6 protein-coding genes are annotated in these 24,702 nt (G+C 47.3%); all 6 read left to right on the top strand.

Annotation, left to right across the window (positions count from 1 at the left end; genetic code table 11):
• Positions 1–35 precede the first annotated feature (35 nt).
• The 6 genes from ACETMN_RS24430 to ACETMN_RS24405 are packed head-to-tail and all read left to right on the top strand — an operon-like array spanning position 36 to position 24,698.
• Positions 36–16,814, top strand: a complete 16,779-nt coding sequence (locus ACETMN_RS24430; RefSeq protein WP_411736436.1) for an amino acid adenylation domain-containing protein — start codon at positions 36–38, stop codon at positions 16,812–16,814.
• Positions 16,804–21,003: a beta-ketoacyl synthase N-terminal-like domain-containing protein gene (locus ACETMN_RS24425; RefSeq protein WP_179198428.1), complete on the top strand. Its 4,200-nt coding sequence runs from the start codon at positions 16,804–16,806 to the stop codon at positions 21,001–21,003. The genes ACETMN_RS24430 and ACETMN_RS24425 overlap by 11 nt, the downstream gene beginning before the upstream one ends.
• Positions 21,000–21,257, top strand: coding sequence for an acyl carrier protein (locus ACETMN_RS24420; protein ID WP_017687150.1), 258 nt, complete (start codon positions 21,000–21,002; stop codon positions 21,255–21,257). The genes ACETMN_RS24425 and ACETMN_RS24420 overlap by 4 nt, the downstream gene beginning before the upstream one ends.
• Positions 21,254–22,405: an acyl-CoA dehydrogenase family protein gene (locus tag ACETMN_RS24415; RefSeq protein WP_091013872.1), complete on the top strand. Its 1,152-nt coding sequence runs from the start codon at positions 21,254–21,256 to the stop codon at positions 22,403–22,405. Before ACETMN_RS24420 ends, ACETMN_RS24415 begins: the two co-directional genes overlap by 4 nt.
• The gene (locus ACETMN_RS24410; RefSeq protein WP_091013874.1) at positions 22,402–23,382 is read left to right on the top strand and encodes an ACP S-malonyltransferase; all 981 of its coding nucleotides are present in this window, start codon (positions 22,402–22,404) and stop codon (positions 23,380–23,382) included. The genes ACETMN_RS24415 and ACETMN_RS24410 overlap by 4 nt, the downstream gene beginning before the upstream one ends.
• On the top strand, positions 23,379–24,698 hold the full coding sequence (locus ACETMN_RS24405; RefSeq protein ID WP_091013876.1) for an aspartate aminotransferase family protein: 1,320 nt from the start codon (positions 23,379–23,381) through the stop codon (positions 24,696–24,698). The genes ACETMN_RS24410 and ACETMN_RS24405 overlap by 4 nt, the downstream gene beginning before the upstream one ends.
• The last annotated feature ends 4 nt before the right edge of the window (positions 24,699–24,702 follow it).

The following is a 24,702-nucleotide window of genomic DNA, read 5'->3' as shown; positions in this document are numbered from 1 at the left end:
CTTGAATCTCAATTAAACGATGAGGTGTGGTCGTGATGGTACAAAAAACCGTTGAACTTTCCGAAACACAAAAGGGAATCTATTTTGATTGTCAGGTGAATGATCCCACTTCGTATAACATCTCAGCTTCAATTCAATTTGATCATCTTCAAATGGAGATATTTCGCCGGGCCATCGAATTGCTTATGTATGAGCAAGTGGTGCTGCGTACTCGGATTGAGATTCAAAATGATGTACCCGTGTTATCCGTTCTTGAAGATATGGATTATTCACTTACCTTGTGGGACCTAAGTAGCGAGAATCAGGAGAATCCAAATGAACAACAGTTAGAAGCACTGGTGGATGAATGCATCGGGACACCTTTTGATCTGGAGAAAGGTCCTCTGTTCCGTATAATGATTGTTCAGATGGATAAAAGCCGATATATTCTGACCTTATGTATTCATCATTTAATATGTGATGGCATGTCGCTTGAACTGATGAAAAACAAACTTATTCAGTCATATAGGTGTCTTCTTGAAGATCAGCCTGTGGATGTCAAGCTGGATGAAGGATTCATCTCTTATGTTGAGGCAGAGAACAAGAAACTGCACGAAAACAAGTACTCCAAAGAGCGGGAATACTGGTTAAACAAAATGAAGGGAGCGGAACCTCTTTCTCTAAAGCACGACTTTCCAGCAGGTTCTTTACAAGAAGGAATTGGTCATGAACTGCGATTTGATATTTCGGAAACGTTAATGGCTGATATTACACAGATGTCCAAAGATAATGAAGTAACCGTTTTTATGTTCTTTATGGGTGCCTTTGGCATTCTTATGAGTAAATATGTCGGTACAGACGATATCACCTTTGCCTCCCCATATTCTCATCGTCCCGGTATGGACTTGGAAGAAGCGATTGGATGTTTTGTCCATATGTTGCCCATGCGATTCCATATTGACCTCGAATCAACTCTAAAACCTCTGCTGCAACAAGTAGCCACAACCTGGATGGATACGTACAGGAACATCGGATATCCCAATAACCTCATTGTCAGAGACAGCATGTTACAGGCTCAACCCGGATCACCATCGTTGTTTGATATCTCCTTTGTTTATGATTCCTATGAGGAAGATATGCTCGGAACTCGTATTCTGGATCAGGATAAGGTTACGTTTCCAGGAGATCTAATGGTGGTGTTGAGCCGTTTACCGCAAGGTGCTCAGTTGAAGCTGCAATACAAACCAAGCTTGTTTCGTGAAGATTCAATGGAGCGAATGGGCCAACGATTTCTATACTTGCTGAATCAACTAGTAACCAATTCTGATCAAAAAATCAGTGAGTTCAGCCTCCTGATGCAAGATGAGAAAGAAAACTTACTTTACCGATTCAATCAAACTTCTTATTTTCCCTACACTCCACAACATATTATGGATATATTTCACGATAAAGTAGCACGTTTCCCGGAGCGGGTAGCTCTTATGGAAGGGAAGCAGCATCAGACCTATGCGCAGGTCAACGCAAAAGCGAATCAATTGGCTAGGCAGATCGTTGCGAGTAAAAAAAGTGATAACGCGGCAGTTGGCGTGCAGATGCCGCGTTCCTCGGATATGGTCATAGCCCTATTGGCTGTATTAAAAGCCGGATGTGCTTTTGTGCCTGTAGACCCTTCCTATCCTTTGTCCAGAAAGGCCTATATTATATCGGATGCAGACATATCCATAGTGCTGGCTATGCAGCCCGAAAAAGATGACGAGACTCTGGATGTCCAGTACATCTACGTTGAGGGCGATCAGGCTTATACGGGGGATGTCTCAAACCTCGAAGAGGCGCTGAATCCGCATAGCCTTGCCTATATCATGTACACATCCGGATCAACAGGCAAGCCAAAAGGAGTCATGGTTGAAAATCATAGCGTAGTCAATACACTGCTTGATCTGGAGCGTCGTTTTCCAATGCAGGCGCAGGATGTTTACTTGCTGAAAACAGCATATACCTTTGATGTGTCGGCCACGGAACTTTTCGGCTGGTTCATGGGTGAAGGCGCACTAAGTATTCTTGAGCCTGGAGCAGAAAAAGACCCTTCTCGTATTTTGTCTACGGTGGCATCACATAAGGTGACCCACATCAACTTTGTTCCAACGTTATTCCGTCTTTTTCTGGAAACGATGGAGCTCCGCTCCGATCTGTCAGCATTGGAAACGCTGAAATGGATGTTTGTTGGCGGAGAGGCAGTTACGCCTGACATCATTGAGAAGTTTAACAGGTTAGGCATTAGAGCAAGTCTTGAAAATGTATATGGTCCAACCGAATGCACCATATGGGTTTCTCATTATCCATTAAGCCATTACGAAGGCTTGGGCAATGTACCGATTGGCTACCCGCTCAATGAGTCCAGATGGTATGTCGTCGGAAATCATGATGAGCTTCAGCCGTTAGGTATTCCAGGGGAGCTTTGTCTTAGCGGTGTTGGGCTTGCACGTGGATATCTGAATCTGGAACAGATGACCCGAGAAAAATTTGTCCCTAATCCTTTCTTTCAAGAAGGACAGGACGCAGCGCATTTCAGGTACATGTACCGCACAGGGGATCTGGTACGTTCACTCCCAAGCGGTACGATCGAATATCTGGGACGCATTGATTTCCAAGTTAAAATTCAGGGAGCCAGACTGGAGACAGGCGAAATTGAGAATACGCTGTCATCCTATCCGGGTGTCATCCAGACCGTGGTAGTCATGAAATCATTTGAAGGTAGGTCCGGCTTGCTGTATGCCTACTATCTGTCAGAGCAGGAGCTGCCTTCTGTCGGATTGAGAGAGCACCTGTCTCGTTCGTTACCGGCATACATGATACCATCCGTTTTTGTACATAAATCCGAATTTCCATTGAATAGCAGTGGGAAGATTGACCGGAAGGCACTCATGGCAGATATTACGCATGCTCACACTTCCAGTACGTTCTATACCGCCCCGTCTTCCGAACTTGAGAAGGTTATAGCCGAAGTGTGGGCCGAAGTGCTCGGTGTTGAGAGAGTAGGGCGCGATGACCATTTCTTTGAATTGGGCGGAAATTCATTTTCTGTCATTCAGGCTCACAATAAACTAAAACATTATACCGATGTGGAGTTCCCTGTTCCTCGTTTTTTTGAATGCCCGACATTGCGTCAATTTGCCGCGCTGGGTCCGAAGGATGAGGCAGTTCGGGTACCGACTGAAAGGGAACAATTGTTTCAAAGAAAAGACGGCATTATGCGTGAGGACATTGCAATTGTGGGCATGGCGGTGAATGTGCCGGGCGCTGAGGATATAAGGGAGTTCTGGAGTAACCTGGTTGAACGGCGGGAAAGCATTCACTTTTATAGTGATGATGAATTGAGGGAGCTTGGTGTGGAGGAAGCGCTGCTGCGTTCACCTCGTTACGTCAAGGCAAAAGGACGTGCCAACGGCATCGATGAGTTTGACGCAGGGTTCTTTGACTATACTCCCGGTGAAGCCAAAATGTTGTCTCCCCAATTCAGACTTCTGTATCAGGGAATATGGGAAGCGCTGGAGGATGCAGGCTGCAGACCGGATGAGTCGGGTAAGGTGGGTGTGTTCCTTGGCGGGTCCGATGACTTCGAATGGTACCGTCAAGTGCTTTTTAACGATGCTAACTATAGCAGTAAATACGAAGCATTTACCCTCAGCACCAATCATTTTCTCGCTACCCGAATGGCTTATAAGCTTAACTTAAAAGGGCCGGCCTATACCGCTCTGACGGGATGTTCTACTTCATTGGTTACACCTCATCTGGCATGTCAATCTTTGATCGTTGGAGAATGTGATGTGGCCGTGGCTGGTGGGGTCACCGTGGAGTTGCCCAATGAAGGGGGTTACATATTTGAGGATGGCATGATGTTCTCCACAGATGGACACTGTCGTCCATTTGATGCGGCAGCCAGTGGAACCGTCTTCTCCAATGGTATGGGAATTGTGGTGCTGAAGCGGGTAACCGATGCTCTGCGGGACGGAGATCATATCTACGGGGTCATCAAAGGCTCAGCAATTAACAATGACGGACAAGAGAAACTCAGTTTCCTTGCTCCAAGCGTAAACGGACAGGCTGAAGTCATTCAGGATGCTTATAAGGTAGCCGGAGTAGACCCGGAAACGGTGAGTTATATCGAAGCACATGGTACGGGAACGTTGCTTGGTGATCCAATTGAAGTAAACTCGTTAACTCGGGCCTTTGCTTCCGACCAAAAGCAATTTTGTTATCTGGGTTCGGTCAAGGGCAATGTGGGACATATGGATACAGCCGCAGGTGTGGTTGGTTTAATCAAGGTAGCGCTCAGTCTTGGACAAGGTTATATCCCTGGAACAGCGAATTATGAGCAGCCTAATCCCAAGATTGATTTTTTGAATACGCCTTTTAAAGTTATTGCACAAGGTGTGGACTGGAAACAGGGCAATGTTGGAGTCATGCGCGCAGGAATCAATTCATTTGGTGTGGGGGGCACGAATGCTCACATGGTATTGGAGGAGGCTCCCGAGATGGAGAAGTGCAGTCCGGATGATGACGTAAATATATTGCTTTTTTCCGCCAAAACAGAGTACTCACTGAACCGCACCGCTGAACGGATTATGGAACATCTGACTCAACATCCGGATCAATCTGTGTCGAACGCAGCGTGGACCTTGCAGTCAGGTAGATCTGTTTTTGCGTATCGTAAGGCACTCATTCTGGATAAGACATCGAAGGATAATCCGGACAAGCTGATACAGCAGCTGGGGAAAGCACGCGTATACCATTCAGCTCAAGACACCCGTCCCGTATACTTTATGTTCCCCGGACAGGGCAGTCAGTATCAGGGAATGGGTGCAGAACTATACAGATCTACAGAGCAAGCAGGCCTGGCTCCAATCTTCAGAAGTTATATTCAGGAAATATTGGACCTTCTGCCTGCGGAAGAACGAGAAGATATGCTGTCCGTTGTATACGGGGATCAGCAGCCTGAGCGAATAAACCAGACGGAGTACAGCCAATTCGCACTGTTCATGACCAGTTATGCGCTGGCCAAGTCGCTGCTGGATCTGGGCATCAAGCCAGATGGCATGATCGGACACAGCATTGGTGAATTGGCTGCCGCTGCGGTAGCGGGTGTGTTCGAACTCGGAGATGCTGTCAAGTTAGTTCGGCTTCGCGGACGTCTGATGCAGCAACAACAACCCGGGGTCATGCTTGCCATTATGGCGGATGCACAGCAGGTGAAGTCACAACTGGAGGAAGACATGTGGCTTGCCCTGGTGAATACTACAGGTTCCAGTGTGATTGGTGGGACAGCTGAAGCCATTTCACGGATGGAAGCCAAGGCTGAAGGACTGGGCTGGAAGTGCATTCGTGTGAAGACTTCCCATGCATTCCATACGCCAATGATGAATCAGGCTGCCGAGGAATTTAGACGTTATCTAGCAGAGCATTCACTTCATACGCCACAGATCCCATTACTGTCCAACACCAGTGGAACATGGGCGCTTGGAGATGAAATCACACAACCTGACTATTGGTCCCGTCATATTTTACAGCCGGTGTTGTTTGAATCAAACCTGGCTGAAGTGTTGAAGGATGAGCGGGCTGTATTAATTGAAGTCGGTGCAGGACGAACGCTAAGTTCCTTTGCCAGACAGCACAGTCAATCAAGAGATTCCCAGACGGTACTGAATATGCTGCGTCACGTAAGGGAAACAGAGCAGGACAGTATCTATGTGAACCGCAGACTTGCGGAGTTATGGTGCGAAGGCATTGAACCGGACTGGAAGGTGCTCAAAGGGCAGACGGTACGACGCAAATGCTCTCTGCCTACTTATGTTTTCAACAAACAATCCTATCCTGTCAGTGTTTCTCTTTCTGGCTCATCAGCAGCGGAAGGAATGGGTACCGGGGATGATAGGCAGCATGCAGAGCAGGGTAAGGGAAGTGGCTCTACTCTAATAAAAGGGACAGTTTATACTGGTGGTTCAGACCAACTGAAACAGATTGTCCTGGATGCATATCGAACGATTTTTGGCATCGATGATCTAGATGAAGAGGTTAATTTCTTTGCGGTTGGAGGAGATTCTCTCAAAGCAGTCAGCTTGTCTGCATGGATCCGGTCTCATTTAGGAATTCGGCCTGAGGTAGCAGATATTTTCAATCATTCAACGCCTATTCAATTGGCGGAGCATCTCTATGTCATTGCGAAACCAAAAGTGGACCAACAGACAATTCAATCTGCACCCACTATGGATGCGTATCCAATCTCTTCTGCACAGATGCGTATGTTCACACAAGCGATGCTTGATCCAGGCAATACGGCATACAACCTACCGTCTGTAACCATTATTGAAGGTGAATTGGACCGTATAAGAGTTGAGGCTGCTTTGCAAAAGTTGATGCAGCATCATGAGGCGCTCAGAACATCGTTTGAGATACGGGGCGTTGAGATCGTTCAGATCATCCAACCTTCGGTTCGCTTAAGTATGGGCTATGCAGAGCAGCATGTGGCAGATGACCAAGAGTTGCCTGCGATGATCGAGACATTGATTCGTCCTTTTGATCTGGGGAGTGCTCCGCTTATGCGGGTTGAACTGATTAAGATAGGCGAGCGCAAGCACCTGCTATTCTTTGATATTCACCATATTGTCGCAGATGGTACATCTGTCGAAATCATTACTCGTGACTTCAATGATTTATATTTTGGCAAAGAGCATGCAGTCCGATTACAGTACAAAGATTACGCGGTATGGCAGCAGCAGCGTCTCGCTTCAAATGAATACAATTCACATCAAACGTACTGGCTGGACCATCTTGGCCCTTCATTACCTGTGCTGGAGCTTCCACTTGACCAGGAGCGCCCATCACAGCGATCCATGCAAGGGGGACGTCTTCATTTCACGTTGAATCGTTCGTTAACACAAAACTTGCACAAGCTGGCTTCCTCATCGGAAGCATCCATGTATATGGTAATGCTAAGTGTGTGGAATCTTCTTCTAGCACACCGCTCAGGTCAGCAGGACATTGTGGTAGGAACGCCTGTTGCAGGAAGGATGCAAGAGGAGTGGAAAGAGACGGTAGGCATGTTTGTCAATATGATTGCGATGCGGAATTTTCCAACGTTTGATCGTACGTACACTGATTTTTTACGCGAACTCAAACAACATACACTCGATGCTTTTGCGTATCAGGAGTATCCGTTTAATGAGCTTGTGGCACAACTGGGCGTGACACGTGAGTTGAACCGAAATCCGGTATTTGATGTTTGTTTTGATTATCAGAACATGGATTTGCATGGACTCGAACTTCATGGTTTGCAATTCAGTTCTTTCCCGGTGGAGACGGGTACGTCTACTTATGATCTGTTAATGACCTGTCAAGAAAACAGGGAGAAGCAGGTGATTGAAGGATATATCGAATACTCGATGGATCTGTTCCGCCGGGACACAGTTGAAGGTATGATGCAGGAGTTTATCGGACTCTGCCAGGAGGTTGTACAACAGCCTAATCTGTCTCTGAGCGAACTGTTTGAGAGAAACATTGGTTCTCATGAGCACCCAGTCCATCTGCTTGCTGGTCCACGTCTGGATTACACTCCTGCGGTGGGTCTGCATCGGCTGTTCGAGCTGCAGGCAGAACACACACCAGACAAGAAAGCTCTCCTTGTATCATCCGGAGCCGCTTTTACCTACAGGGAGCTTAATGAAAAAGCTAATACGCTGGCTTGGAAGCTTATTGATCAAGGTGTACGCCGGGATGAACCTGTGGGCATATTATCCAGACGTGATGAATCGTTGATCATTATGCTATTGGCAGTGCTGAAAGCTGGGGCGGCTTATGTGCCTCTGGACCCTGCTTTTCCGCCGCAGCGCATCGTGAATATGATCGAAGATAGCCGAATGAACGTATTGCTGTGTACGCCTGATGAAGAAGGCACAGTGACTTTTAGCGGAGAGCGATTCGTGTATGATCCAACTGCCCAGGATGTGCGCGCATCCGTTAACCCGGACGTAAACTTCGTGTCTTCGGACCTGTCCTGTGTGATTTTCACCTCAGGATCGACGGGTCGTCCCAAAGGGGTCATGATTACTCATGAGGCGATGGTCAATTTTGTTGAGGACATCAGGCACCGACATATTTTTGCACATGAGACAGATCGCATCATCAGTGTAACGACCATATCTTTTGATATTTTCGGATTTGAAGTGTGGGCACCACTATGTACCGGATATTCGCTGTATCTGGCCAATGAGCAGGAACAGCTTGACCCGGCTCTTGCTTCACGTCGAATACGTGAACATGGTGTTACGCACATTCTTAGCACGGTCTCACGCATTAAGGCATTTGTCGAAAATCCGGAATTTGCTCAGGCGCTGGGCAATCTGCGGTGTGTTCTTACCGGAGGGGAAAATGTCCCTGTGGGACTCCTCACCGATCTGAAGCGGCTTACGCCCGCTCGAGTCTTTAACATGTATGGACCAACGGAAACTACGATCTGGTCAACGACCAAAGAATTGAATGACACAGCCGCGATTACCATTGGCAAGCCCATTACCAATACAGAGATTTATATTCTGAATGATGAAGGTGAAATACTGCCACCTGGAAGTTATGGAGAGCTGTGCATTGCAGGAAAAGGATTATCCCGCGGTTATCTGCACAATGCAGCTGAGACCGATGCCCGATTCATTGCAAACTCGAATGTGTTGGGAGGCCGTTTGTACCGAACTGGCGATCTGGCCCGTATACTGCCGGATGGGGATGTTGAGTTAATGGGACGGTTGGATCAGCAGGTGAAGATTCGTGGCTACCGGATTGAACTGAACGAGATTGAGCAGGCAGCGATGAATTATGAACGTGTAAGAGAAGCTGTCGTTAAGGTAGAAGGGGCCGAGCAACATTCATTGCAATTAATCCTTTTCTACAGTCTGAAGCCTGGGATTGGGCCTTCCGTTATGGAAGATGAAGACGTACAGCTTCGGACCTGGTTAAAGCAGCGGCTTCCACAGTACATGATGCCTTCTCGCTTGATTTGTCTGGAAAATCTGCCTGTGCTGCCTAATGGCAAACTGAATCGCAATGCCCTTCGTCTGGCTGATTTTGAAACGGCAGAGAGGGATAACCCTGCTATGGTTTATGGCTCATCGATTCAAGGAATGGAGCGGGCAAAAGTTGATTTGGAGCAGATGCTCATTGCAGCTTGGAAGGAAATATTGAATCTGGATACGGTTAATATCCATGATCACTTTTTTGACATCGGAGGCAACTCGTTGGGGCTTATTCTGATTAATAATCGGCTGAATGCCTATCTGGATCAAAGCATTCCGCTGGTGCAATTGTTTGAGCATTCCTCCATTGCATCACTGGTCACTCATCTGGTGGCTGAGCAGATGCTGCCGACAGTTACACAACAGGTGCGAGAGGAGAGCGGGCATATCGCTACGGCTGGATATCCTGTTACGAACCCGGACCCGACAACAGCTCCCAAAGATGATGTGATGAGCACAGTTGAACACAGCAAAGTGGAGCAGAACAGACCGGCACAGAGTAGACCAAAACAGAGTATCTCGTTTGCTTCAGACCACAGTAGCAGAGATTCTTCGTTGTCGGATATCGCAGTCATTGGCATGGCAGGGCATTTTCCCGGCTCAGGAAATATTGAGGAGTTCTGGGATAATCTAATGGCAGGTAAGGACGGCATCACCCGTCTGAATGAGGAGGATCTAAACGCTGCGGGTGTACGACCGGAAGACTTCAAACATCCCGATTATGTACGGGCCAAAGGTGTACTGCAAGATACTGAGTATTTTGACTCCGGATTTTTCGAATATCCGCATCAGGAATCCAACATGATGGATCCGCAAATACGGCTGCTGCATCAGTGCTCATGGGAGGCGCTTGAGCATGCCGGGTGTGATCCTTACAGTTATGAGGGATCTATAGGATTGTTTGCCGGAAGTGGACTGAGCTTACCATGGATGGTGCAATTTCTAGGTCGTTCCGGTAATTTGCTACATGCTTTTGAAGCCATGACTTTAAATGAAAAGGACTATATTACAACCCGAGTATCTCACAAATTAAATCTGAGAGGGCCGAGTATGGCCGTACAGACCGCATGTTCAACTTCCTTGGTCGCTATCCACCAAGCTGCTGAATCGCTGATTCGTGGGGAGTGTGATGTGGCACTTGCGGGAGGTGTCTCTATCTCCTATCCGCTCAAAGAAGGTTATCGCTGGCATGAAGGCATGATTTATTCAAAGGATGGTCATTGCAGGCCGTTTGATGAGCAGGCATCTGGTACTGTGTCTGGTAATGGATGCGGAATGGTTGTGCTCAAGTCACTCCGCAACGCACAGCGAGATGGAGATCATATCTATGCAGTCATTAAAGGTTCAGCGATTAATAATGATGGCATGGACAAGATTGGATATACGGCACCGAGTGTGGCCGGGCAGGTCAAGGTTATTCAATCAGCTCTTCATCGTTCGGGAGTGTCTCCAAAAGAGATCTCCTATCTGGAGGCGCATGGAACAGGAACCAAACTGGGTGACCCGATTGAAATCGAAGCACTCAGGCAGTCATGGGGAACAGATCGTAGAAATTATTGTGCTCTAGGTTCTGTGAAAGCCAATATTGGGCATCTTGATGCGGCAGCAGGTGTCGCCGGTTTTATTAAAACCGTACTGACGCTTTATCACCGGGTGGTTCCGCCACAGATTCATATGAATCGGACGAATCCGATGTTGGAACTGGAGCATAGTCCCTTCTATATCAACAAGGAGCCACAGTCATTAGAAGACGCGAAGCATGTCCTGCGAGCAGGTGTCAGTTCGTTTGGGATCGGGGGTACTAATGCTCACGTCATTCTGGAGCAACCGCCCGTCCAAGAGAGCCAAGCCAATTATGAATCATTGCTTCTGCTGCCCTTCTCGGCCAAAAGTGAATCTGCGCTGGAACGCACGTACGATTCGGTTCTACAGGCGATCCATGCATTGCCGGAGCAGTTGCCCAATGCTGCATGGACACTACAGAAGGGAAGAAGCAGATTCATTCATCGTAAAGCACTAATCGTTGTAGATGGTTATATTCCGCCAAGCGAGCAGTCTGTAGAGTTTGAGACACAGGCAAGTGTGATGAATGGGAAGCCTAAGGTCATGTTTTATCTCAGCGGAAATGCAAGTTGGGAAGCGCGCAAGATTCGGGAACTATATGCTTCTGTGTATCGCAGCCAGGTCTCAGAGATATTCAAGCAGCACTTTGAAGAGATACTGAATCTCTTTGAGTCCAAGGAACAGTATGCCATTCGCCAGGGTATAGGGCGATCGTTAACCGATTCAAGGCTTGAGCGCATGCAGTGCTTTGTTGTGCAATATGCTCTTTATAAAACCGTGATGCAGCTTGGTATCAAGCCGGATGCTGTCTGTGGACAAGGCGTTGGCGAACTGGTGGGATTGGTTATTAGTGATGCACTTGATCCAGTACATGCCGTTGGGCTTCTATACAATCTGGAGCATTGGTCACTACAAGAAGGAGCATTGTCAGATGCTTTGACAGGAAGGATGACAGATGCAAATGTAACAGACCTTGCGTCGAGTATTGCACCACTGTTATCTCCAAATTTCCTGTTCACGCTGCTAAATCGCAAGACGCTTTCTGAATCTGCTGGGCATACGCTGTGGATCGTTTCGAATCAGCTGCAGGATACAGAACAAATAGCCCCGGATTCATTATCAGAGCCAAACATCATTGCTCTTACTGGAGATCGTCAGAGCTTGCTTGAGGCAGACGTGTATTTAATGAAAGTACTTGCTTTTTGCTGGTGCTCTGGCATGGAGTTGGATTGGGAACAGTTAAACGGAACGGGGCGTAGGCAAAAAATCTCCCTGCCGACGTATTCCTTTGATCCCATTGTTCATCAACATGATGTTGCGTTGTATCAGCTTGCAGGTATGTCGCAGGTTGCAGCGGGTTCTATCGCAGCATTAGACCAATCTCCATCTGGGAAAGTCACGGTTCAACGGACTGATGATGAGATAAGGCATGTATTATCGCAATTATGGCAGGAGTTGCTTGGTAATGGAACAGTCAGCCTTGAAGATGATTTCTTTGAGCTTGGAGGTCATTCTTTAAAAGCGATTTCCTTGGCGTCGAGGATTAAAGAAATGTTTGGACTAAATTTGGGGCTGGAAGAGATTTTTGATCATTCTGTGTTTGAACACATGGTTCAATGGATTGCTGAACACCAGGCTACAAGTGACTCCAATTCAGTGGACCCAATCTTGCCAGTTACTAAGAAAGAGAAATACAAGACCACTTCTGCACAGCGAAGAATGTATGTGGTACATGAGTGGATGAAAGGTGAGAGTACGGCGTACAATCTCGCCAGCTCTTATATGGTAAGAGGAAAACTTGACCCTGCCCAATTCAGAGTAATCATGGATGCACTGGTAGAGAGACATGAAGCATTCCGTACCAGGTTTGAAATGATTGACGGTGAGCTTTTCCAAATTGTCGAGGAGCAGGTTCCAAGCGTGGTGGAGTTGCTGGAATTAGAAACAGCAGGGTTAGAACAGGTCATGGAATGGATAAAGCCTTTTGATCTGACCAGCGCACCATTGGTTCGTGTTAAGCTCATTCGCCTTTCTCAAGAGGAACACATCTTATTCATCGACATGCATCATATCATTTCGGATCAGAGTTCCATTGCGATCCTGATGCAGGATTTTGCTCGCATGTACAGAGGAGAAACATTACAATCTCTTGACATTCAGTATAAGGATTATGCGGAATGGCGTGATGAAGATGCGTCACACGGACAATCTGTTGAAGACGCCAAGTTTTGGATACGGGAATTTGAGGACAAGCCTGCACCGGTTGAATTGCTTACAGACTTCCCAAGACATGGCGCGTCATCTTACAGCGGAGACAGACGTTCCATTGAACTTGGTGAGTCGTTAAGCACACAGGTCAATGACTTCTGTACTCAACAAGGGCTTACACCTTATATGTTGTTTATGGCAACTTTGAATCTATTAATCTGGAAGTATACGGGTCAAGACGACTTGGTCGTTGGTACAGCGGTTGCGGGGCGTGAGAAGCCAGAACTCAACAACGTTATGGGTATGTTCGTGAACATGCTTGCCATTCGCACCAGCATGGACAGAGAATGGTCCACAGAGACGTATTTGAATGAGATGCGTGGCAAGCTGTTATCCTGTTATGAGCATCAACATTATCCTTATGAAGCACTGGTGGAACAACTTGGTCTATTCGGTGATTTAAGCCGCAACCCCCTATTTGATGTGGTGTTAAATTACATTAATATGGGAACCGATGATCCTGAAGCCGGGGAACTAATGCTTGAACCATGGGTCGAAGGTAAGGTGGATGCCAAATTTGATCTGACTTGGACACTGGTCGAGCACAAGCAATGGTACACGGTTGAACTTGACTATCGCTCGGATTTGTTTAAAGCGGAGTCCATGGAACTGATGCTGGATAAATTCCGGTATATCCTGTCTCAGATCACAACAGGGCATAATGAACGAATTGGTCAGATTAAGCTCACTACACCGGAGGAAGAGGAATGGCTGCTGTACGGAGTCAACGATAATGCCGCTCAGTATCCGCGAGATGCGACCATTTCCCAATTATTCGAGGAACAAGTTCATGTGCATGCACAGAAGACAGCATTGGTCTGGGAAGACGGTGAATGGAGCTATGCGGATCTGAATGAACGTGTTCAGTGGCTGGCGTTCAGGTTGCTTGGACAAGGGATAAAATCAGGCTCCAGTATTGCTCTCATTCTGGACCGTGGACCGATCCAGATGATCAGTATTCTTGCTACACTCAAACTCGGTTGCAGTTATGTTCCGATCGACCCGGCTTCGCCGCCATCGAGAATTGAATTTATTTTGCAAGATTGCGATGCGGCTGTGTTATTGACTGAAACGGCTTATGCCTCCACATGGCAATCTGTAGTTCCTTGTATCGTGCCGGCAGATGAACTGGCAGCATTTGATTCAGGAGACATGCAGGAGCCCGTTGAAGATATGAACACGACCGCTCTTGACCCGGCTTATATCATTTATACATCAGGGTCTACAGGAACCCCGAAAGGGACTGTGATGAGTCATCGCAATGTCACCAAAGTCATGAAAAATAGCAATTTTGTCACCGTCGTGCCAGAGGATCGTATCCTGCAAATTTCTAACTATGCGTTTGACGGTTCCATTTTCGATATTTTTGCTTCATTAATAAATGGCGCTACTCTTGTATTAATCTCAAAAGAGACCATTTTGGATATGGCTCGTTTGGCGGATGTCATCCGACAGCAACGGATTTCAGTATTTTATATTCCGACATCCTTGTTTAATATGCTGGTGGATTGGGATGCTGAATGCTTGAAGAATGTGCGTAGAGTGATGTTTGGTGGTGAAGCTGCATCGGTGAGTCATGCCAACAAAGCGCTTGCATGTGTGGGTCCGGGCAGGTTATTGAATGGATATGGGCCAACGGAAGCAACCTTTTTTGCCTCCTACCACTTATTACAGCAAACAGAGCCTTATACTGGCTCACTGCCCATTGGTTACCCCCTGTCTAACACAGCTTTGTATGTTCTGGATGATGAGCTGAAGCCTGTGCCACCCAACGTTCCAGGTGAACTGTATATCAGTGGGGATGCGGTGGGTATTGGATATCTTAACCGTGAGGATCTTACCCGAAAACACTTTCTTGATGATCCCTTCCGCAAGGGAGAACGAATGTATCGGACAGGTGATATCGTCAAACGTCTGGCTGACGGCAGTCTGATTTTTATTGAACGTTCGGATTTCCAGGTCAAAATTAGAGGTTTTCGCATTGAGTTATCGGAGATAGGCAATTGCATGGAGCGTCTTTCGGGAGTTCGTGATGCCTTTGTCATGACAGTTACAGAACCATCAGGAAGTCTATACATTGCCGCTTTTTATACAAGCGACACTGGGGCAGATGTTGAGTATATTCGAAGAGAACTTCACCAGCAACTGCCAGAGTACATGGTGCCTGCACGAATTATTCGAATGGATCATCTTCCGATTAATGCCAATGGCAAAGTGGACCGAAGAGCATTGTCCGAGCATTTGGTTGAAGAGCAGCAGAGGTCTATGGAAGTGAGTTCACCTCAGACAAAAACAGAGCGTGTCATTCTTGCCGCCATGCAACAGATCCTGGGTAATCCAGGCATTGGTGTGGAAGATCACTTCTTTCAAAATGGGGGGCATTCGCTCAAAGCGATTGCATTCACTCAAATTTTGGCAAAAGAAGGAATTGCCATCAATGTGAACGAATTATTCCAATATCCGACAGTTAGAGGACTTGCCAAATTGGTAGATATTAATCCTCCGGCGTCAGTTTGGTCCGAAGATAGCCTGCATATTCAGTCCCCGATAGTCATACCACAGGACATAACACTTCATGAGAAACAACTGGACAGCCTGGTCCTGCATGTCTTAAACAGCTGCAATCAGGTTTCATCTTTTATGGCTGGCATGACCCCTATGGGTCAATTCCGACTATCTCCAATTCAACAAGCACATGCTTCTACGACTTCACGAGCAAGCGGATTTACAACAACGCTGGAAGGCGAATTGAATGAACAAGCTGTAAAACACCTGATACTTGGGGTTATATCCCGGCATCAGTTACTGCACAGCATAATATATGAGGAAGAACAATTGTATTGGCATCCATGTGATATGTCATTAGCGGCGGACATGCTGCAACAGCTTATCCCGTATCTTGATATTCGTCATTATGCTTCGGCTACAATGGAGCAGCTGGAGTACAGACTGGTTCAGTCTCTGTTACACAAAACGTATACGTTGAAGGAACTACCATGGCGTCTATGTATTTTGCGTACAGGAGCCACAGAGCATAAGCTGATTTGGAGTTTTGATCACCTTGCGTTTGATGGTATGAGTGCCCAAATCATCAAACAACAACTTGAGTCGAAGGCATTATATAGACCGCAAGGTGTAGAGCTCGAGAGTGATCGAAATTATGAGGATTATGTAAATTTTCTGTCTCAAGGCCCCATAGGGGTATCAGAAGATGAAATGAAGAAACAATTTTCACTTCAGGCATGGCATAGATGTAACACCATCGTCATGAACAAGTTGAAGGAAACAGAAACATTGTCGCCTTCAGCGATGACTGTCGAGTTGTCCCTTGCAGGGAAGGAGCCTGTAGATGTTTGGTGGACATGCTTTGAAACTTTTGCCAACATCATTGCGGCTTATCTGAACATAAGCCAATTGCCAATAGCCCTAGTGCATTACGGAAGGGAGTATGGCGAAGAATCCTACTACGAATATGTGGGAGAATTCCTTGATCTGATTCCAGTGCTGGTAGACAGTGAATTCACACAGGAAGATCTGTTGGAACGTCTGGGATTTACGAAGCGACACAGCATTAACTTTATGGCACTTACACATGATTCTTCCCTCTCGGCACAATATGATGGCATACAGGAACAATTGGGAACTGCCTACAGGCAAGCAGAACAGGAGCCGCGTCAGATGATTCTGTTCAATTATCAAGGCTTCATCTCCAGTAGCGAAGCGATCCCAATGTCGTCTCAGTCGTCGGATGACCAAGATTCGAATTCGGGACTCGCCCAATTCGAATGGGTTATTCGCTACGACGAAGAGTGTCTGTACGTACATCTGGCCTGTCAGGCTGGTCTGGACATCAAACGTATGAAACAGTTGATTGATGACAAGCTTGGTAGCGATGTGAAAGTGGTAGTTCACAATGAGGCAATGGAGGTGCAACATGTCCAGTAAATCCATACAGCGAGGACCCGAGCTGATTGTGCCAGAGCATTATTCAACAGTGGCTGAGATGTTAATCTACATTGCAGATACTCATCCAGAAAAGGGAATGACCTATATCAGCTCTTCAGGTGACGAACAGTTTGAATCATATCCTGAATTACTGATGCAGGCGCGCAAGTACCTGCAGTCTCTTCAGGAGCAAGGCATTCAACAAGGACAGGTCGTTATTTTGGAAATTGACCAGTCACAGGAATTTTACCGTACATTTTGGGCTTGTATGCTGGGGGGCATTATTGTCGCCCCTGTTAGTCCTCCAGCCGCCTGGGAACCAGGCTCAGCTGGTCTGGAGAAATTCACGAAAGTGTGGGAGGTACTCGGGCGTCCGGTTGTGATCGTCGAGGAAGCCTACATGCCCAAGTATAAACAGCTTGCGGAAAGTCCGGTATTCAAAGATCTTATGTTGATTAGCGTGAATCAGCTTCAAGCAGGCCAGCAGATGGCTGATCTATGCCCAACCTCTCCTGATGACATTGTGTTCCTGCAATTCTCATCAGGAAGCACGGGAATTCCCAAAGGTGTGCAGTTAACAAATCACAATATTATCGCCAACAGTATTGCATGCAAGACTTTTCTTGGAGCTGAAGAAGGAGATAATGTGTTTACCTGGTTGCCGCATACGCATGATATGGGGATATTTGGACAGCATCTGACACCCGTCCTGAGTGGAGCCAACATCATGGTGATGTCACCTTATACCTTCGTACGGTCGCCTTATCTGTTCTTGCGCAAGATTACGGAGCATCAGGGAAAATGGTTTTGCTGTACCAATTTCGGTTTCGAATGGATGGTTCAGAAGATCCCGGATTCCAAGCTCTCAACGCTTGATCTGTCTTCACTGCGTATGACCTTGAATGGTGCAGAGCCTATATCAACGTCTGTTATTGAGCGATTTGTCAGAAAATTCAGCTCTTGTGGCTATCGTCCCAATATGATGTTTCCTGCGTATGGCATGGCCGAAGCGACAGTAGGTGTATGTACCTCCAGACTGGGGGAAGAGCCGCGAATTGAACGTATTTCACGTTCGCGGCTGGTGCAGGATGGACTGGCTGTGCCAGTCCAGCTGCCTAGCAGTGATAGCCATACTTCGGATGTGATCGAATTTGTTCATGAAGGATATCCCATGACAGGGATTCAAATCCGGATTGCGGATGAACAGGGTGAAGTGCTGGATGAGCGAGTTGTTGGCGAAATCCAGATCCGTGGGGAATCGGTAACCTCCGGATATTACAGTCTCCCGGAGATCAATCGTGAAATGTATATGGATGGGTGGCTTCGCACTGGAGACTTGGGTTATATGGCTGATGGCTCCCTGGTTGTAAGCGGACGAATCAAGGACATTGTGTTTATTCGGGGACAGAACCATTATGCGCATGATCTTGAAGAAATTTTGTACCAGAATAGCAGCATTCCTAGAGGGAATCTGACGGTAGTCGGGCACTTTAACAGCCTCAAACAAGTAGAAGAGCTGCTTGTATTTGTTAAATACAAATCGGGCACTCCACAGTTTCTGGATGTACGTCAGGATCTGATCCAACGTATGAGGGCTGGATTGGGTATTGAGATCACCCATGTTCTCCCAATCAAGGTTATTCCCAAAACGACGAGTGGCAAGGTCCAGCGCTTCATGCTGAGAAACGAATATGAGCGTGGAGTATTTACCAAGGACATCGAGGCCATTGAAGAGCTGATTCGCCAAAACACACAACAGCAACAACACGAGACGGTTTCCACATCGTCTTTGGAATATACCGTACGTAAAGCCTGGGCCGAAATTCTTCAATTACCCGCAGGAAAGATTGAGATGGATACTTCTTTTCTCGCACTTGGAGGCAATTCCATTCTCTCCTATCAATTACTTGACAAGCTGTCTGCACATATGGGGCGTGAATTAGGACAAGAACTACTTGTTTTTTGCAGTACAGTACGTGAGATGGTGGAATATCTGCAGGAACTTCCAGCAGAAAAGAAGGACTTTGAACAAGCTGAAACAACAGATAATCACCTGAATGTACATCGTGCTATTGCTATTACCGGGCTGTCTCTGCGTCTGCCTGATGCCGACACCCAAGAGCAGTTCTGGAGCAATCTGGTTAACGGGTTAGATAGTGTTGACCGGGTTAGCTTAGAGCGTGCAACACGTTCCAAGCAACCCGGTTGGGATGACTGGATTGGGGAACTGAAGCAACCGGATACGTTTGATCACGACTTCTTTGAAATCCCGTCTGAACAAGCTGCATTTATGGATCCGCAACATCGGAAGTTGCTGGAAGTTGCTCATGAGGCGCTGGAGGATGCAGGTATGCTCGTGGATCATGAGGAGAAGCGTGATGTGGGTGTGTATGTAGGGATTAACCCAAGCACATACTTCGATCTGGTTGTTGATTATATGAACCGGAGCCTTGGAAAGGCTGTTCATTCTCACGCTATGGTAGGCAATATGTCCAATATTGCAGCGGCCTCCATTTCACACATGTACAATTTTACAGGGCCGGCACTGTCGATAGATACAGCATGTTCTTCTTTTCTGGTAGCACTGACACAAGCTGTGGCGGCCATTCAGGACAAGCGTATCTCTGGAGCAGTTGTAGGTGGAGCGAACATTTTGGCTACACCGCATGTTCATCAACTATCACGCAATGCTGGAATCTGTTCTTCCACTCAACATACGAAGGTATTTGACCGGGAAGCAGATGGTTCAGTCTTGGGAGAAGGTGCTGTTGTTGTATATCTGGAGCCGCTAACAGAGGCAGTTCGCAACAATAAGCATGTTTATGGTGTGATTCGCGGGACAGCGGTGAATAACGACGGATATTCCCTGGGCATTATGGCACCCAACCCTCAGGGACAATATGAGGTGCTCCGTGCCGCTTATCGCGATGCCAACCTAAATCCGAGCGAGATTTCTTATATTGAAGCCCATGGATCGGGGACAAGGATTGGAGATCCAATTGAGGTGAATGCCTTGCTCCGACTGTTCCGGGAAAAGGGATGCACAAGCGACAATTCGATTGGATTAGGTTCAGTCAAAACCAATATTGGTCATTTATTTGCAGCCTCCAGTGGAGCCAGTCTTGCCAAGGTTCTGCTCAGTATGCAGCATGGTGAACTGGCACCAAGTCTGCATATGGATAATCCGAATCCGGCCCTACGACTGGACCAATCGCCGTTCCATATTGTTAGCGAGCATAAAACGTGGGATGTACCTGAAGGAAAAACACGGAAGGCAGGCATCAGTTCATTTGGACTGGGAGGTACGAATGCCCACATTGTGCTGGAGGAATGGAAAGCCCCTGTCCGTGCAGTTGCCCCGGCACGAGGCCAGTTGTTAACGTTCTCTGCCAAATCAGAGCATGCTTTAAAAAAGCTGATTGATAACACGGAGCAGTATGTGAAGAAACATGTGGACCTGGCACCAGAGGATCTTTGTTTTACCCGAAACAGATATAGAAAACATTATCGGCATCGTGCAGCAGTAACTGTCAGCTCAACCGGAGAGTGGAACATCGAAGAGATGGAATTTGGCTTCAAGCCTAGAAACCGAGCTGCTCGTGTCAATATTGTGGTTGGGGGGCATGAGATTTGCGGAGAAGATGAGGCTCAAGCTCGTAAGGTAATCAGGCCAGACGATTCTAATGAAGATACGGTATCCACCTTGAACTACTGGGTGACCTTGCTTGAGACACTTGTACGTCTGGTCCCTTCCATTCAGGAGATTCGAGGAATAGCTGCAGGAGAGGAGCTTGTATCCAGTTTACATCTGGATGGCGAGGAACATCACAGCGCTCATGCAAGCCAATCCATTCCAGTGAACAACAGAGTGACGTTAGACAGTCTGCAAGACACACCTGGCAAGATGGCAAGCGCCGACATTGTAATTATGATTGCTGCAGATCAGACAGTGCAGCAGCTTGAATACAGTGGCAAGGAGAGCTTCATTCGCCTGTCTGCCAAGTCGACGCTTACCATGGAGGATCAGCTTGCTTTATTACTGGGACAGCTTTATGTACGTGGTGCTGCGCTGGATTGGGAACAGTTACATCCGAATGGCTCTGGCCAGATTGTACATCTGCCAGCACATCCATTCGAGCCGTATGTACATTGGATAGATGTGAATCAGGGAACGGAGGTCATGATATGACAAAAGAAGAAATTGAGCTTTTTATCAAAAGCGAGATTGCAGCAGCGTTGAATCAGGAGCCAGAAGACATTGATGAAGAGATGAATTTTTTGAAAATTGGTGTCTCATCTGTGCAGGCGCTCAAGATCATTAACCGTGCGCGCAAGCATCTTCAAGTTGACATCAGTCCGGTTGCGTTGTTTGAATACAAAACAATTGCCGAGTTCGCCGCTTATCTCAATGAATCTCTTCTTCAAGAGGGGGTTGCCGAATGATTGAAGCGGATATAGAGCAAGAGATCATTCATGAAGCTGAATTGTTTGCTGCCCGTGAAATTCGTCCGTATGCTCAACAGATTCAAGAGCAGCAAGCCATTCCCAGAACATTGATCCGTGCCATGGCTGAAAAAGGTTACTTGGCTGCCTCGATCCCCGCTGAATATGGCGGCATGGGTCTCGGCCCCAGGGCGTACGGGCTGTTGACTGAAGTATTTGGCAAGGCTCTTCCAGCCGTTCGCAGCTTGTTAACGGTACATACTTCACTTGTAAGTGAAACTTTGGTACGTTTCGGAACGCCTGAGCAAAAATCGTCCTGGCTGCCCAAGTTGGTGAAGGGAGAATGGATTGCTGCCTTTGGCCTGACTGAACCGGAAGTTGGTTCGGATGCCAAAAGTGTAAAGACCGAGTGGAGAGAAGAATCGGACTGTTATGTTTTGAATGGAAAAAAGAAGTGGATCACGTTTGGACATTTGGCAGATGTATTTATCATTATTGCCTCGAATCAGGGACGAAGCACTGCTTTTTGGGTAGAACGCCAGTTTGAGGGTGTACAGACCAAACCTATTGAAGGTGTCATGGTTGCGGGAGAGACAGGTATAGCTGAGATTGATCTCCATGAGGTGCGTGTACCAAAGAATTACATTATTGGACGTCTAAATGAAGGTTTTGAGTACATCGTAACCGGGGCGCTGGATCAGGGCAGATATAGCATAGCCTGGGCAGGGCTGGCGATTGCGCAGGAAGCGCTGGATGCCATGGTGACTTACTCAAGGAAGCGGAAGCAATTTGATCAGAAGCTGAGTCATTTTCAGCTGATTCGCGGCATGATTGGAGATGCGGTGACAAAAGTCCATGCAGCACGAGCATTATGTTTACGGGCAGCCGAGCTGAGAGAAGCCAGGGACCCGCAGGCTGCCATGGAGACAACAATCGCCAAATATTTTACGTCCAAAGTTGCTGTTGAAGTTGCAAGCGATGCGTTACAGGTGCATGGTGCGAACGGAATTAGTAACCAATATCCTGTTGCCAGGCTGTATAAGGAAGCCAAAATTCTGGAGATTATTGAAGGTTCTTCTCAGATGCAGCAGGAGATGATCTCGCATTACGGATTAAAAGCCTATTACAAGCGTGGCGGTGGCGTATGACGTTTTGTGCGCTATTTCCTGGCCAGGGAAGCCAGTATATCGGAATGTGCAGCGAGTTGTTGGACAGTGAGCCGGAGGCGAATCAGATCTTTGCGGAAGCAAGCGAGGTGATTGGATTTGATTTGAAGGCACTGGTTATGGAAGGGACCCTGGATCAATTGACGGTCTCTGAATATGCTCAGCCTGCTGTACTGACGGCAAGCTACGTTCTATTTGACTCATTTGTTCGCCGGACTGGAATGACTCCAGATTATGCAGTAGGTCACAGTTTGGGGGAGATTTCGGCTTTAGTAGCGGCGGGTGCATTGCGATTTGCTGATGGAATCCGTTTTACAGCTCAGCGTGGTGCGTTGATGCATCGCTCCATTCAGGAGCAAAAAGGAAGAGCGGGTATTGTTGTTGATGTAACCCAAGAAGCGCTTGAAGAATTAGTCGAGAATATTCGTCAGAACGAGTATGTGACGATCTCCGGTTATAATTCACCGGGACAGTTTGTCGTCGCAGGTACTGTGAAGGGTCTTCAACTGCTGGATGATCAGGTGGATGGCTACGGTGGGGAATTCATTCCTTTTCGTATGATGCCAATGAAGGCAGATGCACCTTATCATAGCGAGTTGATGCAGTTCATTCAGCCTGAGCTTGAAGAGATGCTTGCAGGGGTTTCCTTCTCTGCACCGGTGTTTCCCATATGCTCTACAGTACATGGTGAGTTCATTCGCGGAGCCGAGGACATTCCTCAGCTGCTGAGCAGCCAGCTTTTGCAACCTATTCGCTGGAATCAGGCATTGGCACGCGTTCAAAATCTGGGAGCGACGGTATGGATCGATATCGGTCCAGGCCAGAGCGTAAGAAATATGATGGCTGAGAATAAGACCTTGCCTGCAGCCTATTCGCTGGATGATCCGCAAGATCGGATCAGGTTATTGGAGCGATATGAAGCAGTAAACCAGACAAGTGGGGGAGGCGATAAGGGATGATCACGGAGATGATGCAGTACAATCAGCGGGTGAAACAATGGCTGCCTGGCGGTGTCCACTATAATTTTCACCTTCCTTGGGAAGAGACGCCGCTCCATTTCAAGCATGCTTCCCGAAGCAGAGTGACGGACATGAACGGCAACGAGTATTTGGATCTATATGCCCGCTTTGGTGCCCTCATTGTTGGCCACGGCAACGAGGAGTATAACGAGTGTCTGAAGGATACCATTGACCGTGTTCTTTCCGTAAGTCATTGCGATCTGGATGCAGAGGCTCTGGAACTGATCCATCAATATGTACCTTCAGCAGAGATGATTCGTTTTGGGTTATCAGGCACGGAGATTGTCCAGAATGCACTTCGTCTTGCCCGGGCGTGGACAGGTAAAAATCGCTTTGTACGTTTTGAAGGCCATTATCATGGCAATGCGGACAATATTATGGGTGGCAAGACTGCACGTACAGGTTTGCCTGTACCTTCAGACTATCCTGGTGACATGAAAGGAACAAAGGGGAGGGCAAGGGATGCCATGGAATCTCAATCCTACCTCCTGCCATGGAATGACGCAGTCCGTCTGGAGGAACTATTTCGCGAGCATGGAGACGACATTGCAGCAGTAATCATGGAGCCGGTTTGTGTAAATGGAGGCGGAGTCATGCCTGCTCCGGGTTATCTGCAAAAAGTCAGACAGTTATGTGACCAGTACCAGGTCGTGCTCATTTTTGATGAGATTATAACAGGATTCCGTATGGGACTCGGTGGTGCCCAACAGTTATTCGGTGTAACACCCGATCTGACTACACTTGGGAAGGCAATCGCCGGTGGCGGAGTTCCGGTGTCAGCCCTGGTTGGCCGAGCGGATATCATGAAGTTGCTTGTAGACAAAAAAGTAATTCATGCGGGTACGTTTAATGGCTATCCATTAGGTACAGCTGCTGTAAAAGCTACGCTGGAAATGTTGGGCCGCAATGGAGGACAGGCGATGAACAGCATGAACCGCCACGCTGAGATGATGCATGACATACTCTGCCAGGAAGCAGTGAAGGTAGGTCTGCCTTTAATTGTTCAGGGTCCGTCTGGCTGTGCTTCTTATCACTGTTGCACGGAGCCGCTTACGGATACGGCTGATTATACGTTTGAATTGATGTCTTTTGATATTTTGTTAAATAGCAAGCTTGCTGAGCACGGTGTTCTGGTATCTACGCTCTCGCGGATGTATCCGAATATCCTGCTTGATATGCAGGATGTTGCCTGGTTTAGTGAGCGTGTCCCAGCAGCACTTGCAGAAATGAAAGAGCTCTACGACGAGCTGATCTGATGGT

The sequence above is a fragment of the Paenibacillus sp. M2 genome, from assembly GCF_046713495.1.
Lineage (GTDB): Bacteria > Bacillota > Bacilli > Paenibacillales > Paenibacillaceae > Paenibacillus > Paenibacillus amylolyticus_B.
This window is presented reverse-complemented; position numbering and strand designations above follow the sequence as displayed.

Coding starts and splice junctions, on each gene's coding strand:
- ACETMN_RS24420 (WP_017687150.1), top strand. CDS start 21,000: ATGACAAAAGAAGAAATTGAGCTTTTTATCAAAAGCGAGATTGCAGCA.
- ACETMN_RS24410 (WP_091013874.1), top strand. CDS start 22,402: ATGACGTTTTGTGCGCTATTTCCTGGCCAGGGAAGCCAGTATATCGGA.
- ACETMN_RS24405 (WP_091013876.1), top strand. CDS start 23,379: ATGATCACGGAGATGATGCAGTACAATCAGCGGGTGAAACAATGGCTG.
- ACETMN_RS24425 (WP_179198428.1), top strand. CDS start 16,804: ATGTCCAGTAAATCCATACAGCGAGGACCCGAGCTGATTGTGCCAGAG.
- ACETMN_RS24430 (WP_411736436.1), top strand. CDS start 36: ATGGTACAAAAAACCGTTGAACTTTCCGAAACACAAAAGGGAATCTAT.
- ACETMN_RS24415 (WP_091013872.1), top strand. CDS start 21,254: ATGATTGAAGCGGATATAGAGCAAGAGATCATTCATGAAGCTGAATTG.